This is a genomic window from Pseudoalteromonas sp. J2K-J031 (assembly GCF_058197095.2).
Genome location: NZ_CM200279.1, coordinates 2,628,030 through 2,644,255, shown reverse-complemented (window position 1 = coordinate 2,644,255; position 16,226 = coordinate 2,628,030). Strand labels below are relative to the sequence as shown.

The 16,226-nt window shown below is 39.5% G+C and carries 17 protein-coding genes; 16 read left to right on the top strand and 1 reads right to left on the bottom strand.

Going from position 1 to position 16,226, the window contains the following annotated elements:
- Positions 1 to 2: 2 nt before the first annotated feature.
- From fliR to AC3KZC_RS11830, 16 genes are all read left to right on the top strand, one after another.
- Positions 3 to 782, top strand: a complete 780-nt coding sequence (fliR, locus tag AC3KZC_RS11905) for a flagellar biosynthetic protein FliR (protein WP_490577903.1) — start codon at positions 3 to 5, stop codon at positions 780 to 782.
- Positions 783 to 798: 16 nt separating this feature from the next.
- Positions 799 to 1,929, top strand: a complete 1,131-nt coding sequence (gene flhB / locus AC3KZC_RS11900) for a flagellar biosynthesis protein FlhB (RefSeq protein ID WP_490577904.1) — start codon at positions 799 to 801, stop codon at positions 1,927 to 1,929.
- A 90-nt stretch (positions 1,930 to 2,019) separates the two neighbouring features.
- A complete protein-coding gene (gene flhA, locus AC3KZC_RS11895; protein ID WP_490577905.1) occupies positions 2,020 to 4,131 on the top strand; it encodes a flagellar biosynthesis protein FlhA in 2,112 nt (703 codons plus the stop codon).
- A gap of 19 nt (positions 4,132 to 4,150) precedes the next feature.
- Positions 4,151 to 5,566, top strand: coding sequence for a flagellar biosynthesis GTPase FlhF (gene flhF, locus AC3KZC_RS11890; protein WP_490577906.1), 1,416 nt, complete (start codon positions 4,151 to 4,153; stop codon positions 5,564 to 5,566).
- On the top strand, positions 5,559 to 6,416 hold the full coding sequence (locus AC3KZC_RS11885; RefSeq protein WP_009837396.1) for a MinD/ParA family ATP-binding protein: 858 nt from the start codon (positions 5,559 to 5,561) through the stop codon (positions 6,414 to 6,416). The genes flhF and AC3KZC_RS11885 overlap by 8 nt, the downstream gene beginning before the upstream one ends.
- 46 nt (positions 6,417 to 6,462) lie before the next feature.
- Positions 6,463 to 7,146 (top strand): RNA polymerase sigma factor FliA, encoded by a 684-nt coding sequence (locus tag AC3KZC_RS11880; protein WP_490578041.1) that lies wholly within the window; start codon positions 6,463 to 6,465, stop codon positions 7,144 to 7,146.
- Positions 7,147 to 7,191: 45 nt separating this feature from the next.
- A complete protein-coding gene (gene cheY, locus AC3KZC_RS11875; RefSeq protein ID WP_040643650.1) occupies positions 7,192 to 7,575 on the top strand; it encodes a chemotaxis response regulator CheY in 384 nt (127 codons plus the stop codon).
- Positions 7,576 to 7,592: 17 nt separating this feature from the next.
- Positions 7,593 to 8,363, top strand: a complete 771-nt coding sequence (locus tag AC3KZC_RS11870) for a protein phosphatase CheZ (RefSeq protein WP_490577907.1) — start codon at positions 7,593 to 7,595, stop codon at positions 8,361 to 8,363.
- A 16-nt stretch (positions 8,364 to 8,379) separates the two neighbouring features.
- Positions 8,380 to 10,575 (top strand): chemotaxis protein CheA, encoded by a 2,196-nt coding sequence (locus AC3KZC_RS11865; RefSeq protein WP_490577908.1) that lies wholly within the window; start codon positions 8,380 to 8,382, stop codon positions 10,573 to 10,575.
- Positions 10,576 to 10,595: 20 nt separating this feature from the next.
- Entirely contained in the window at positions 10,596 to 11,723 is a 1,128-nt protein-coding gene (locus AC3KZC_RS11860; RefSeq protein WP_490577909.1) for a protein-glutamate methylesterase/protein-glutamine glutaminase, read from the top strand.
- Positions 11,716 to 12,483: a flagellar motor protein gene (locus AC3KZC_RS11855; RefSeq protein WP_490577910.1), complete on the top strand. Its 768-nt coding sequence runs from the start codon at positions 11,716 to 11,718 to the stop codon at positions 12,481 to 12,483. Before AC3KZC_RS11860 ends, AC3KZC_RS11855 begins: the two co-directional genes overlap by 8 nt.
- Positions 12,484 to 12,489: 6 nt before the next feature.
- Positions 12,490 to 13,455, top strand: coding sequence for a flagellar motor protein MotB (locus AC3KZC_RS11850; protein WP_490577911.1), 966 nt, complete (start codon positions 12,490 to 12,492; stop codon positions 13,453 to 13,455).
- A 12-nt stretch (positions 13,456 to 13,467) separates the two neighbouring features.
- The gene (locus AC3KZC_RS11845; protein ID WP_490577912.1) at positions 13,468 to 14,253 is read left to right on the top strand and encodes a ParA family protein; all 786 of its coding nucleotides are present in this window, start codon (positions 13,468 to 13,470) and stop codon (positions 14,251 to 14,253) included.
- The gene (locus AC3KZC_RS11840; RefSeq protein ID WP_490577913.1) at positions 14,250 to 14,981 is read left to right on the top strand and encodes a chemotaxis protein CheW; all 732 of its coding nucleotides are present in this window, start codon (positions 14,250 to 14,252) and stop codon (positions 14,979 to 14,981) included. The genes AC3KZC_RS11845 and AC3KZC_RS11840 overlap by 4 nt, the downstream gene beginning before the upstream one ends.
- 29 nt (positions 14,982 to 15,010) lie before the next feature.
- Positions 15,011 to 15,502 (top strand): chemotaxis protein CheW, encoded by a 492-nt coding sequence (locus AC3KZC_RS11835; RefSeq protein WP_490577914.1) that lies wholly within the window; start codon positions 15,011 to 15,013, stop codon positions 15,500 to 15,502.
- 30 nt (positions 15,503 to 15,532) lie between these two features.
- Entirely contained in the window at positions 15,533 to 15,931 is a 399-nt protein-coding gene (locus AC3KZC_RS11830; protein WP_490577915.1) for a DUF2802 domain-containing protein, read from the top strand.
- Here the strand turns inward: AC3KZC_RS11830 and AC3KZC_RS11825 are convergent.
- The gene (locus AC3KZC_RS11825; RefSeq protein ID WP_490577916.1) at positions 15,928 to 16,224 is read right to left on the bottom strand and encodes an EscU/YscU/HrcU family type III secretion system export apparatus switch protein; all 297 of its coding nucleotides are present in this window, start codon (positions 16,222 to 16,224) and stop codon (positions 15,928 to 15,930) included. The genes AC3KZC_RS11830 and AC3KZC_RS11825 overlap by 4 nt on opposite strands.
- Between the last annotated feature and the right edge of the window lie 2 nt (positions 16,225 to 16,226).

The window sequence follows — 16,226 nt, the reverse complement described above, 5'->3', positions numbered from 1 at the left end:
ATATGGAGTTTCCACTTGCCATAATCATGCAGTGGATGGCTGATTTTTTACTGCCACTTGCCCGAATTTCAGCCATGATCATGGTTATGGTTGGGATTGGTGTGCGCACTGTGCCAACACGAATTAAAACAGCACTTGCGGTCATGATTACGTTGGTTGTGGTACCTGTACTTCCCCCTGCTGAATTTACAAATCTTTTTTCATTTGAAATGGTACTTGTTGTATTGCAACAAACACTTATTGGTGTTGCGATGGGATTTGCGTCTGTATTGATGCTTAATACTTTTGTGATGGCAGGTCAGTTGCTTGCAATGCAAAGTGGCCTAGGTTTCGCCACTATGATAGATCCAACTAACGGACAAAACGTACCTGCAGTGGGGCAGTTTTATCTTATTTTAGCCACCCTTTTGTTTTGGGCTTACGATGGGCATTTAATTATGATTAAGATGCTTGTATTAAGTTTTACGACCATTCCTATTGATGGAAGTTGGTGGCATGTTGCAAACTTTAGAGAGGTTGCTGTGTGGGGGGGCTGGTTATTTGCTACTGCGCTGGTTTTATCTTTGGCACCGTTAACAGCTATGCTAATTACTAGTATTTCATTCGGTGTGATGACGCGTGCCGCACCACAATTGAATATCTTCTCAATTGGTTTTCCATTTACCTTGATGATGGGTTTAGTCATTATTTGGGCCACCATGGGGAACTTTGTAGTGCAGTTTGATTTTCAATGGAACAAAATGTTGGAATTAATGTGTAAACTCACAGAGTGCTCTCCTTAAGAATAGGGTGATTTAGATGGCTGAAGGCTCAGATCAAGAAAAAACAGAGGAACCCACGTCCAAAAAGCTCGAGGATGCCCGTAAAAAAGGGCAAATTGCACGTTCAAAAGAAACTGGCACGGTTGTGGTACTTATCATGTCAGCTATTTCGCTTATTATTTACGGCCCTGAAATTGGTTTTGGTTTGAAGCGTGTCATGGCACGTTTGCTTGATTTAAATCGTACTGAGGCGTTTGATATTACTAAAATGTTTGCTGTTTGGGGCGACATAGGAAAAGAGCTATGGTTTGGCATGACCATGTTTGTATTGGTTATATTGGTGGCGGCATTTATCGGAAACACCTTTCTAGGTGGCTTTAATTTCAGTTGGGCTGCTGCAGCCCCTCAAGCCAATAAATTATCACCCGCTAAAGGGCTAGTACGAATGTTCGGCCCGCAAGCGGCTATTGAATTGTTTAAAGGGTTACTGAAGTTTTTATTGGTTGCAGTGACCGCTATTCTTCTTATTAAGTTTTATTTCTATGAAATTTTACATTTGAGCCTCGAAACAGCGCCAAGTAATATTCAGCATGCACTCACCATGCTGGCTTGGATGTTTTTAGGGTTGTCATGCACGCTTATTTTAGTCGCTGTTGTTGATGCCCCTTTTCAGCTTTGGAATCACAATAAACAGCTTAAAATGACGTTGCAAGAAGTGAAAGACGAATATAAAAACTCTGAGGGTGATCCTCAAATTAAAGCGCGAATTCGTCGTACACAGCGTGAAATGTCTCAGCGCCGGATGATGCAAGATGTTCCGGATGCCGATGTTATTGTAACCAACCCGACTCATTATTCTGTAGCGCTCAAATATGATACCGATCGCGCTGGAGCACCCATTTTGGTAGCCAAAGGGATTGATGAAATCGCACTGCAAATTCGAAAAATAGCCAAGGAACACGATGTTCCAATATTGGAATCTCCAATGTTAACGCGATCTTTATTTCATACCACTGAGATTGGTCAACAAATCCCAGACCAACTATTTATCGCAGTCGCCCAAGTACTTGCGTATGTTTATCAGCTTAAGCAATTTAGCAAAGGACGCGGTAAGCGGCCTAAAAAACCATCAGCACAACCACCGATACCCGATGAACTTAAGTTCTAACGTACTGTTTTAAATTAGAAATTTAATTAATATACTTGGAATGATTATTGCTTTTCACCACTAGTGTCAAATTTTTGAAATTAGTGGTGTATGAATTTTCAAGCCGTCTTAGCCCAAATTAATAAAGATAAAATGGATTACCTTCGAGGGGTTGGTACGCCAATTTTGGTGCTTGCTGCCTTGGCGATGGTTGTTTTGCCTATTCCTCCTATTCTGCTCGATACCTTATTTTCATTCAATATTGCGCTTGCACTGGTTGTTTTATTAGTGACGGTGTACACCATGAAGCCACTTGATTTTGGTGCCTTTCCTGCAATTTTGCTCATTGCGACCATTTTACGATTAGCGCTCAATGTGGCAAGTACCCGAGTAGTATTGCTTGAAGGGCACAACGGGGGCGATGCTGCTGGGCAAGTCATTGAGGCATTTGGCTCAGTGGTTATGGGTGGTAATTATGTCGTTGGTTTTGTTGTGTTTTTAATCCTGATCATTATTAACTTTGTGGTAATTACCAAAGGTGCTGGTCGTATTTCAGAAGTAACCGCACGTTTCACTTTAGATGCAATGCCCGGTAAACAAATGGCGATAGATGCCGATTTAAATGCGGGTTTTATTACGGCAGAGCAAGCGCGTGAGCGACGCAACGAAGTAACTCGTGAAGCCGACTTTTACGGTTCTATGGATGGTGCGAGTAAATTTGTAAAAGGCGATGCGATAGCCGGTATCGTCATTTTGTTAATTAATATCGTTGGTGGTTTATTTATAGGCATGATGCAACATGATTTGCCATTTAAAGTCGCCATGGAGGTATATACCCTTTTAACGATAGGTGATGGCCTTGTTGCGCAAATCCCTTCGTTATTGTTATCAATTGGCACTGCAATTATTGTAACTCGTCAAAATGAGTCGCAAAACATGGGCGATCAAGTAAAGCGCCAACTAGGAAATGAAAAACCGCTATTTATTACATCAGGTATTTTAATCATGATGGGGTTAGTGCCCGGTATGCCTCATTTAGCATTTTTATCTTTGGGTGCATTAATGGGTTATGGCGCTTACTTAGCTCAGCAAAAATCGATTAAAGAAAAAGAGGCGATAGCGAAAGGAGAGTTAGTGCCAGCAGCTCAAGCTGAACGTGGTAACTCTGCACAAGAACAAAAAGAATTGAGCTGGGACGATGTGTCTCAGGTTGATGTGATTGGCTTAGAAGTTGGATATCGTTTAATTCCATTGGTTGATCAAGCTCAAGGTGGTGAGTTATTAAGTCGTATTAAAGGGGTACGAAAAAAGCTTTCTCAAGAACTCGGTTTTTTAGTTCCTCCTGTCCATATTCGCGATAACTTAGAGCTCGACCCAAATGTATATCGAATCACTTTAATGGGGGTCGCTGTAGGTGAGGGCGAGCTTAAACACGGCAATGAACTTGCGATTAATCCTGGTCAGGTATTTGGTCCGATTTCTGGTATTGCAACTAAAGACCCAGCCTTTGGTCTAGAAGCTGTGTGGATCACTCCAAATCAAAAAGATGAAGCGCAATCATTAGGTTATACCGTTGTTGATGCGGCTACTGTTGTGGCGACTCATATTAGCCAGCTATTGCATAATAATGCTTCATTATTACTGGGCCATGAAGAAGTTCAAAACCTTCTAGATATGCTAACGAAGAGCCACCCTCGCCTTGTTGAAGGCTTGGTTCCTGATATTTTACATTTAACAACCATAGTTAAAGTCCTTCAAAATTTATTAAATGAAGGTGTACCAATTCGCGATATGCGATCTATTGTTCAGACCCTTGTTGAGTATGGCCCAAGAAGCCAAGACCCCGATGTATTAACGGCTGCAGTGCGAATTTCGCTAAGAAGACTAATCGTTCAGGACATCGTTGGAGCGACGGTTGAAATTCCTGTCATTACATTGGCACCTGAGTTGGAACAGATGTTGCATCGTTCACTTCAAAATGCAGGTGACGAAGGTGCCGGTATTGAGCCAGGGCTGGCTGAGCGCTTACAAAACTCATTAACCGTAGCGCATCAGAATCAAGAAATGGCAGGCGAGCCTTCAATATTGTTGACATCAGGAATGCTAAGAACAGTCTTGTCACGATTTGTTAAGCACACATTACCAGGACTGCGTGTGATGTCTTATCAAGAAGTGCCGGATGAAAAGCAAATCAAGATAGTCAGCTCTGTAGGTCAACAATAGACAGGATTAAGGGGTTTTTATGAAAATTAAACGGTTTTTTGCCAAAGATATGCGCACAGCTCTCAATGAAGTAAAAGAAGAGCTAGGGGCTGATGCGGTAATTATGTCGAATAAAAAAATGGCTAACGGCGTTGAGATTGTAGCTGCGGTTGATTACGACAGAGCGCCTACCAAAAGCAATGTTAGCCAAGCTTCAAGAGCCCCAATCTCAGAGCGCCAAACAACACAGACAGATAGCATGCAGGGTCAATTTGTTCGCCCTCGTGCAATGCAAGTAAAGCCAGAGCCAGAAGCAAAGGTGGCAGACAGCCTTGAAGCATTATTGAATCGTCAAGCAACTAAGCCACAATCTTCAACTTTATCAAGTATGTTAGAAAAACAACAAAAAGTTTCAACATCGCATTGGTATAAAGGCCCTGAAGAAGATGATTTGATACCTGATACTAAAAAAGTACCAGAAAAGACCGTTGAACCTTTGTTAAATGTTCACCCTCGAAACGATGCTGAAATTAAAGCAATGCGCGATGAAATGTTTGCAATTCGTCAACTATTGGAGCACCAAGTATCTGGTTTAATGTCACAAGACTTAGCTCGTAAAGACCCGACAAAAGCTTACATGGTTGATAGATTAAAAGGCATGGGGATCGGCAGTGAAGTGGCAGAGCAAATGGCGTGTTTTATTCCTGATGATGTGTCAGAGAAAAAAGCATGGCAAGCTTTACTTGAAATGGTACAAAGCCAACTTTATACCAGTAACAATGAAATTTTGCGTAATGGTGGTGTTTTTGCATTGGTGGGCCCAACAGGTGTTGGCAAAACGACCACAGTTGCAAAGTTAGCGGCTTTAGGTGCTCAAAAATTTGGCGCTGATAAAATAGCGCTAATCACAACAGATACTTACCGTATTGGTGCATATGAGCAGCTTGCAACTTATGGTCGAATTATTGGTTGTCCAGTTAAGCAGGTCAAAGATGCAAATGAATTAGCAGAAATGCTTTATCATTTAAGAAATAAGCGTCTAGTATTAATTGACACAGCAGGTATGAGTCAACGAGACTTACGTTTAACAGAGCAGTTGAATACCTTAATGAAAAATGCCAGAGTGGACATTCGCAGCTATTTAGTACTGAGCGCCACAGCGCAACATGAAGTATTGCAAGAAACAGTAAAACACTTCAAAAAGGTACATCTAAGTGGTTGTATATTCACAAAACTTGATGAATGTCTTAGTTTAGGAGAGATTATTAGTATAGCGATTCAAAATCGCCTCCCAATAGGGTATCTTACTAATGGTCAACGGGTTCCTGAGGATATTCGAGTGGCAAATGCAGAAAAACTAGTAAAAAAGGCTGAACAACTGTTCGCAAAACGTGCAAACACGCAATTTAAAAGACATCCAAACTTGGAGTCTCATGCAGTAGGGATGTATGATTAATACAGTTTTAGATCAAGCAAGTGGCCTGCGGAGAATGAATCAAACAAATCAAGCTGTGAAAGTAATTGCAGTGACGGGCGGAAAAGGAGGCGTAGGTAAAACTAATGTCTCGCTTAATATGGCAATCGCAATGGGGCAACAAGGCCAGCGAGTTCTTGTTCTTGATGCGGATTTAGGGCTTGCCAATTGTGATGTTATGCTCGGATTGCGAGTAGAGCGCAATTTATCTCATGTATTGTCTGGTGAATGTGAGCTTGAAGATATTTTAGTTGAAGGGCCTCATGGCATTCGCATAGTACCTGCGTCATCTGGTTCACAGAATATGGTGGAGTTGTCACCTGCAGAACATGCGGGGCTAATCCGTGCTTTTGGTGAACTTAATGCTGACTACGACGTACTAATTGTTGATACTGCAGCGGGTATTTCAGATATGGTATTGAGCTTTTCGCGAGCAGCGCAAGATGTACTTGTAGTGGTCTGTGATGAACCTACGTCGATTACTGATGCTTACGCTTTAATTAAAATTTTAAGTCGCGAGCATGGCGTCTATAAATTTAAAATTGTAGCAAATATGGTGCGTAGTTTACGCGAAGGGCAAGAGCTGTTTGCTAAGTTATCAAAAGTAACAGATCGCTTTTTGGATGTTGCTTTGGAGTTAGTGGCAACGGTGCCATTTGACGAAAATATGCGAAAATCTATTCGCAAGCAAAAAACAATCGTTGATTTATTTCCAAAATCACCGGCAGCCATCGCATTTAAAACTCTTGCAGCCAAAGCTGCTAAATGGCCTATTCCAAATCAACCTTCAGGGCATTTGGAGTTTTTCATCGAAAAATTAGTAAATCGCTGAGGCCTAGTGAGTGAGTAAAGTTTCCGGCTACTGCAATACTGAGCAAATGACCAACCTGATTGAACGACATGTTTCTTTGGTCAAAAGAATAGCTTATCACTTACTTGCCCGCCTACCTTCGAGCGTGCAACTTGATGATCTAACTCAATCAGGCATGATTGGTCTTATTGAGGCTGCAAAAAACTTTGACGGTACAAAAGGTGCAAGTTTTGAAACTTACGCTGGGATCCGTATCCGAGGAGCGATGCTTGATGAGATTCGTAAAGGCGATTGGGTGCCCCGTTCAGTACATAAAAACGCCAGAATGGTCGCTCAAGCTACATCAGAGCTAGAAGCAGAGTTAGGAAGAGAAGTAAAAGACATAGAAGTTGCTGAAAAACTTGATATTACGCTCAATGAATACCATGATATTCTTAATGATGTAAACAGTGGCAGGATTATTGGGATTGAAGACTTAGGTGTAGATGAAGATGTGTTACATAGTGACGATCAAGTTCATGCTTTTGATTCACCTTTTAATCATACTCAAACAGAAAAATTCAACCTTTCACTGGTTGAAGCAATAAAGAGTCTACCTGAGAGAGACGCACTCGTTTTATCACTTTATTACAACGATGAAATGAATTTAAAAGAAATAGGACTTATTCTTGATGTAAGTGAATCAAGGGTTAGTCAGATACATGGTCAGGCAATGGTTAAGCTCAAAGCTAAAATCACTGGCTGGATTTAATTAAGTATTTTGTGAATTTGGTTTTAAACCTCACTGGAGGATGTTTTGGATAAAAACATGAAAATTCTTGTGGTAGATGATTTTTCAACTATGAGAAGAATCATTAAAAATCTGTTAAGAGACTTGGGATTTACCAATGTTCAAGAAGCAGATGATGGGAGCACCGCATTACCAATGTTGCAAAATCAAGAGTTTGATTTTGTTGTAACTGATTGGAATATGCCTGGTATGCAAGGAATTGATTTATTAAGAGCTATTCGTGCTGATGATAAATTAAAGCATTTACCAGTTTTAATGGTTACTGCAGAAGCTAAAAAAGAACAAATTATTGCAGCAGCGCAAGCAGGAGTAAACGGTTATATTGTTAAGCCATTTACAGCAGCTACGTTGAAAACAAAACTGGATAAAGTGTTTGAGCGTTTAGGTTAAACAGGAAGGAGAGCTTCATGTCAGCCAGCGCTGCGCTTCATATTAACCTTGACCAAGCAAGGCATTTGGTTGCATTGCTTGAGCAAGGAGAGCAAGAACAAGCTAATGATTTTTTAATGGAATTGACAGCTGAAGGACAATCAGAACTCTTTGCTGAAGTAGGTAAACTAACTCGTCAATTACATGATTCTCTAAAGAATTTTCAGTTTGATGATAAAATTTCTGAGCTTACCAAAGAATCAATTCCAGACGCTAAGCAGCGACTAAACTATGTCATGGAAATGACAGAGCAAGCTGCAAATAAAACGATGGACGCAATAGAGGCTAGCTTACCTCTTGCTGATAAGTTAAGTGAAGATATAACCAAATTAAAGCCTTCATGGGATCGTTTGATGTCAAGAGATCTTCAATTAGGCGAATTTAAGTTACTTTGTAAAAATTTGGATCATTTTATCCAAAACACTCAATCCAATACCGATCAGTTGCATGGGTTAATGACACAAGTGCTGATGGCTCAAGATTACCAAGATTTAACCGGCCAGGTAATTCGTAGAGTGATTGAGCTCGTTAGAGAAGTTGAAGATAGTTTAATCTCGATGCTAACGGTGTTCGGATCGCCAGTAGATGGTCATAAAGTTGTACATGAGAAAAAAATAGAGGCAACTAAAGTTCATGATAAAGAACTTGATCAAGTTGCGGAAGGACCAATTATTGATGCTGCAGAGCGAGATGATGTGGTTTCGGGTCAAGATGAAGTTGATGACTTATTGTCAAGCTTAGGCTTCTAAATGGGAGAACAGCTGCATGAGCTTTGAAGTTGATGAAGATATTCTGCAGGATTTTTTGGTTGAGGCTGGAGAGATTTTAGAGCTCCTGTCTGAGCAATTGGTTGAATTAGAGAATAATCCAGAAAATACTGACTTATTGAATGCTATTTTCCGAGGCTTTCATACTGTTAAAGGTGGTGCAGGTTTTCTCTCAATGACAGAGTTGGTAGATGCATGTCATGGAGCTGAAAATATTTTTGACGTATTGCGTCAAGGAAAAAGAAAAGTTACATCTGAGTTAATGGATGTAATTCTTCAAGCACTTGATACGATAAATGAAATGTTTGCTAAAATTCAGAATCGTGAACAACCAGAACCAGCCTCACCTGAATTACTTGAAACATTACACAAGTTAAGTAAACCAGCTTCTGATGATGATTTTGTCGTAGCTGCTGCGCCAAGTGCACCTATTGTACAAGAGCCTTCAGGCAATGAACCGCCTCAAGATGAGTTTGACGATATATTTTTTGGTGCTGATCCAGTCGATGATGCTGAAAACTCAACTGCTAATATTGATGATATTACAGAAGATGAATTTGAAAGTTTGCTAGATGAACTTCATGGATCTGGTAAAAGCGCTACAACAGCTCAAAAACAAGATATATCAAATGATGATATTACTGATGATGAGTTTGAGTCTTTATTAGATGAATTGCATGGTTCTGGTTCTTTTGGCTCTGTGGTAAATGAATCCCATAAAGCATCCCCGTTAGCAGAAAAAAAATCATCAGTTGTTAATTCACAATCTGATGAAGAGATCACGGAAGATGAATTTGAATCTTTATTAGATGAACTTCATGGCGCAGGTGGAGCACCAAAAGCAGTTGCAAGCACTACTAGTAATCAGCCTAAAGTTGAGGCAAAACCGCCAGTTGTTGCAAAACCAGCCTCAGTTCCTGCAAGTAAAGATCCGGCTCCCTTAAATAAAGCACCTGAACCAACAAAGGCCCCTTTGGTGGCTGCCAAAGCTCCTACACCTAAACCTGCTGCACCTCAAGCAGAAACAACAGTGCGTGTTGATACCAAACGGCTAGATCAAATAATGAATATGGTTGGTGAATTGGTGTTGGTACGTAATCGTTTAGTCAGTCTTGGTACTACAGTTAGTAGCGAGAGCATGAATAAAGCGATATCTAATTTGGATGTTGTTACTGCTGATTTACAAGGCGCAGTGATGAAAACACGGATGCAACCAATTAAAAAAGTATTTGGTCGTTTTCCTCGTGTTGTGCGTGATTTAGCTCGGAGTCTTCGTAAAGACATTGATTTGCTGTTAGTTGGTGAAGAAACTGATTTAGATAAAAACTTAGTAGAAGCACTTGCTGATCCTTTGGTGCATTTGGTTAGAAACTCTGTTGATCATGGTATTGAAATGCCCGATGTACGAGAAGCATCAGGTAAAGCTCGTACTGGAACAGTTACATTATCGGCTTCTCAAGAAGGTGACCATATCCTACTTAAAATAGTAGATGATGGTGCAGGTATGGACCCTGAAAGGCTTAAGAGCATTGCTGTTGGCAAAGGTGTAATAGATGCTGATGTTGCTGCTCGCTTATCTGATACTGAAGCATATAACTTGATATTTGCGCCAGGGTTTTCAACCAAAGAGCAAATATCAGATATTTCAGGTCGCGGCGTCGGCATGGATGTAGTTAAAACCAAAATTACCCAATTGAACGGCTCAATTAAAATTGAATCTCAAAAAGGCGTTGGAACTACACTTGAAATTAAGGTGCCACTTACACTTGCAATTTTACCAACATTAATGGTGATGGTTGGGAAACAAACGTTTGCATTACCATTAGCTGGTGTGAGTGAAATATTCCACCTTGATTTGACTAAAACCAACTTGGTCGATGGTCAATTAACTATCATAGTTCGAAAAAAGGCAATTCCATTATTTTACTTAGAGCGTTGGCTTATTCGCAATTATGTGCATGATGAACGTAAACGTTCTCAAGGTCATGTTGTAATTGTTCAGTTAGGGACTCAGCAAGTTGGCTTTGTGGTTGATTCATTAATCGGACAAGAAGAAGTTGTTATTAAGCCTCTTGACGCACTCTTGCAAGGTACACCTGGAATGGCTGGGGCAACAATTACCTCTGATGGTGGTATTGCACTAATTTTAGACGTACCTAGCATGCTCAAACATTATGCTGGTAAAACTAAATAATTACAAAAAGAGAGCATAATATGGCGATAAAAGTATTGGTTGTTGATGATTCGAGCTTTTTTCGCCGTCGAGTCAGTGAAATTATAAATGATGATCCTGATCTTGAAGTGATCGGGACAGCCAATAATGGTAAAGAAGCTGTTGATCAAGCAGCTTTATTAAAGCCAGATGTCATCACTATGGATATCGAAATGCCAGTTCTTGATGGTATTAGTGCTGTCAAATTGATAATGCAAGCTACTCCAACCCCTATACTTATGTTTTCTTCTTTAACTCATGCGGGTGCATCTGCAACATTAGATGCGTTAGATGCAGGTGCATTAGATTTTTTACCGAAAAAATTTGAAGATATAGCTAGAGATAAAGAGGAAGCTACGAAACTTTTACAGCAAAAAGTAAAAGAAATTGGCCGTAGACGAATATCACGTTATGTCAGACCAACAGCACATTCAGCAATAGCTGGAGGATCTTCATCCACAACCGCTTTACGCCAACCAGACAGAACTTTTGCGCCTGCGCGCCCATTAGAAACTAAAAAAGTTGATTATGATGTCAGAGCATCAGGGAAAAAATATCAATTAGTTGCTATAGGAACTTCAACTGGTGGCCCAGTGGCATTACAAAGTATTCTGACGCAATTACCACAAAGTTTTCCGCATCCTATTTTATTAATTCAGCATATGCCAGCAGCATTTACGCCTGCATTTGCTTCAAGATTAAATTCGTTATGTAAAATTGAAGTCAAAGAAGCCCAAAATGGTGATTTATTAAGACCCGGTGTTGCCTATCTTGCCCCAGGTGGAAAACAAATGCTTGTAGAGGGGCGTGGTTCAGGTCAGAAGTTACGTATTTATGAAGATGACAATGCACGAGTAACGTATAAACCAAGTGTAGATATTACTTTTGCCAGTGCAGCTAAAAGTTATGGCGATAGTGTATTAGCTATTGTGTTAACCGGTATGGGAGCTGATGGGCGTGAGGGAGCTCGTATGTTAAAACAAGCGGGTTCTAAAATTTGGGCTCAGGATGAAAAGTCTTGCGTTGTTTATGGTATGCCCCAAGCTGTCGCAAATGCTGGGCTATCGGAGGCGAGTATTGCGCTTGCGGATGTTGCATCACGGATCAATCGAGAAGTAGGTTGTGGATAAGCTTTCATTTTTTGGTATTTTAATTGCTCTGCTAGCAATTGGTATTGGTTATAAAATAGAAGGCGGTCTTGTATCTAGCCTAGTTAACTTTCCTGCTTTATTAATCGTTCTTGGTGGCACTCTTGGTGCTGTGATGTTGCAATCACCTTCTGCACAATTCTTATGTGGTTTAAAAATGTTTAAGTGGGTTTTTGTGCCACCTAAACACAGAGTTGATGAAGGGATTGATAAAATAAAAGTATGGTCTCAAAAAGCTCGCCAAGATGGTTATCTTTCTTTAGAAAAAGAGGCACTTTCAAGTAAAGAACATTTTGTTAATAAGGGCTTAAATATGCTTATCGACGGCGTTGAGCCAGAGCAATTTCGCTCAGCAATGGAAATTGAGCTACTGTTTCAGCGTGAGAGCTTATTAAAGTCTGCAAGAATCTATGAAGCGATGGGAGGTTACAGTCCAACTATTGGGATTTTAGGTGCAGTACTTGGATTAATTCAGGCTATGAGCTTTATTAAGCAGCCAGAAATGTTGGGCGGTGGTATCGCTACTGCTTTTATAGCAACTATTTATGGCGTGGGTTTTGCCAATCTACTTTTTTTGCCTATAGCAAATAAGTTACGCTTTTTAATTGAGCAAAAAATGCTTTATAACGAATTATTAACCGAAGGCATGCTCGCAATTTTACAAGGTGATAGCCCTCATAGTATCGAATTAAAGCTTTCCGCTTTTAAAATGGATCGCCATTACATCGATCCACAGATTTAACTTTTTATGCGCCGTTATCGCCAAACCATTCAATCTGAAGATGTTAACCATACAGAACGCTGGTTAGTTTCTTATGCAGACTATATGACTTTAATGTTCGCACTTTTTGTTGTTCTATATTCTTTTGCAATTACTAAAGAGCAAGAGTTTTCAGTTTTGTCTGATTCACTTGAAAGTATCTTTGTAAAGCTTGAACCTCAACTTCAAGATAATAGTGGTGTAACAGGGGATGGGCTGTTATTAAAAAACTCAATTGAAAGTGAATTTAATCTCTTTGGTAATTCGATTACGAATGAAGAGCAAGGGCCTGAGTTGGTTGATGGATTTGGCGATTTGGTCAATCTGAAGAAAAAGAAACTTGGTAGTCCATTAGAGTCATTAAATCATGATTTAATGACTGCGTTATTTGATCATATTGAAGCAGGTGAGGCAAAAGTTGAACTTGATCACGATTGGCTAACGATAGAGTTGAGTTCAGGTTTATTGTTTGGCAGTGGTAGTGCCGTTGCGACTCAAAATGCTAAAAAAATTGTAAAAGATATTTATGAAATAGTTAAAAATGTCGATAACTATATACGTATCAGAGGTTTTACAGATGATAGGCCGATTAACAATGAGCAATTTTCATCAAACTGGCAACTTTCAGTAGTAAGAGCTACTGCAATGTTACTTGAGTTGGAGCGATTAGGTATGACTTCTGCGCAGATGGCTATTGAAGGTTACGGAGAGCATTCGCCAACTAATTCTAATGAAACAGAAGAAGGGCGAGCAGCAAATAGAAAAGTTGTAATAGCGTTGTCTAAATATGCATTACCACCTAAAGAAAAGAAAGAAAGTCCACAGGCAACAAATCAAGAAACGGTTATAATTGAAGATACTAAAGTACAAAAAGCCAACCCTGAAATTAAAGTGATAGAGTTGCCCCATGGTGGAATTCGAATCACAACCCGAGAAGAAGAATTAAACAAGTAGTAAGGATTGTTTTTGAAAATTTGGACTGTGGCTAATCAAAAGGGTGGGGTAGGAAAAACCACCACAACAGTGACCTTGGGTGGGATTCTTGCCTCGCAGGGCAAGAAAGTATTGCTGATTGATACCGATCCTCATGCTTCATTAACGTATTATTTTGGTATTGACTCTGAGCAGCTAGAAATAAGTGTTTATGATATTTTTTCTCGCGGTAAAAATATGAAAAAAGAAGAGATATTACAATCTCTTTGCCCTTCATCTATGGAAAACTTAGATATATTACCTGCCACAATGGCTATAGCCACTCTTGATAGAAGCATGGGGAATAAAAATGGAATGGGCTTATTACTTAAAAAAGCGCTCGCTAAATTAGATAATGAGTATGATTACGCTATTTTGGATTGCCCACCCGTTTTGGGGGTGTTAATGGTTAATGCATTAGCTGCAAGTGAGCGAATCTTAATTCCAGTGCAAACGGAATTTTTGGCACTTAAAGGGCTTGATCGTATGATGCGTACTATGGAGTTAATGCAAAGTTCTCAAGCTAAAACTTACCAATATACTATTGTTCCAACCATGTATGATAAAAGAACAAAAGCTTCGTTAGAGGCATATAAAACATTGCGTAGCACTTATGGTGAGAAGGTGTGGCCTGGCGTAATACCGGTGGATACAAAATTTCGTGATGCAAGTTTGGCAATGAAAGTACCAAATTTATTCAGTCCTAAAGCCAGAGGTGTATTTGCCTATGAAGCGCTTTTAAAATATTTAATTAAAATCAATGGTGGGGCTTCTGTATGAGCAGACAATTGTTTGCTAATGAAAAAGTAATGAAGCAATACCTAACGGCTCTTTTGAGTGACGATGAGGCATCCGCACTTTCTGCTAATTTAGATCCGGTGGCGAAGTTACTGCAACAAGTTCAACCTTTGCAGCCTGAAGTGAAAAAAAACACTAAAAAAGTAGCTGTTAAAGAGAAAGAAATCGTTGTTGTTGATGAAAAAGAGCATCAGGAAATAGCAGCACCTGAGTTACGCACTCAATCGTCTGAGCCACCAATAAAGCGTATTGATGATGAATATAGACAAGGTGAGTTTCAAGCATTGTTTTTTAATGTAGCGGGTTTAACCTTAGCCGTCCCACTTAAGTCTTTAGGCGGTATTCACCAACTTGGTGAAGTAAACTCTATTTTTGGTAAACCAAGCTGGTTTAAAGGCGTAATGTTACATCGAGAAGAAAAATTAAATGTAATTGATACGGCTCGATGGGTAATGCCAGAAAAATATGACAAAACGTTAGAAGAAGCACTAAACTATCAATATCTTATTATGTTAGGTGACAGTCATTGGGGGTTACTGGCTGAAGGGCTTGTTAATAATATTACTCTTAAGAGTGATGATATTAAGTGGCGTGAAAATTCAGGTAAGCGTCCTTGGTTAGCAGGCTTGATAAAAGAAAAAATGTGCGCTTTAGTTGATGTCACATCATTAATCGAATTACTAGAAAAAGGTTTAGACAGCCAAGAATAATTCTGGGCTTTGCTAATAGGAGCATTCAAATGAGTAAAGATAGAATACTGTCAACAAAATCAGTTGATAATGATGAAGTTTTACAATGGGTGACATTCCATCTAGAAGATGAAACATATGGTATAAATGTAATGCAAGTACAAGAAGTATTGCGTTATACCGAAATTGCTCCTGTGCCTGGTGCGCCTGTTTATGTGCTTGGAATAATTAATCTACGGGGTAACGTTGTAACAGTTATTGATACGCGAGCTCGTTTTGGATTATCAGGCAATGATGTAACTGATAATTCTAGAATTGTAATTATTGAAGCCGATAAACAAGTCATTGGTATTTTAGTTGATAGCGTCGCTGAGGTTGTCTATCTGCGTAGCTCTGAAATAGACAGTACACCAAATATTGGTACAGAAGAAAGCGCTAAATTTATTCAAGGTGTTTCTAATCGCGATGGAGAGTTATTAATTCTTGTGGATTTAAACAAGCTCTTGAATGATGAAGAGTGGGATGAGTTAAGTAATTTTTAGTTGTTAATAGGGGCCTTGCGCTCAGTTCTTATGATATTTGAAGTATTAGTATTACTTAATTTTTTAGTTTGTTTTTTTGCTTTTTATCTGATTTTAAAAGAGAAAAAAAACTATCAGTTATTAGATGAAAAAAAGAGTCAGGAAGTTGCTACTGTTGCCCAACAAATAACTATTTTACGTAGTGAAATAGAAGAGGTTCGTGGCGGGTTGTTAAGTATAGGTAAGCGTATTTTGCAGTTAGAGCATACGACAAAAGAGCTTATCGAAAATCAGCAAGAGCTTAAATTTGTTGATCCTGATTCAAAAATGTATTCACGTGCGGTAAAAATGGTTGAGCTAGGTGCAGATTTAGATGAAATCATTAAAGAATGTGAATTACCTCGTGCAGAAGCCGAGCTGTTGATTTCGTTGCATCAACAGAAAAATTAAGCCTTTATATTTAATTTATTGCTGAGTTGTTGCCAACCTGGGGGGAATTTTCCTTGCAGTACATATGAAAAAGCAATTAACTCAGCGATGATTAAATACAACTCTCTTGGGATTTCTTCACCTAGCTCCAGTTGCTTGATTGCATCACTGAGCCCTTCATCTTGATGGATCAGTATGTTTTTTTCTTTTGCTAAAGCGAGTATCTCTTCTGCAAGCACGCCAAAACCTTTAACTGAGACGCTCGGTGCATTTTTCCCATCATATAACAATCCTATCGCTGCTTTTTGCGTCATAT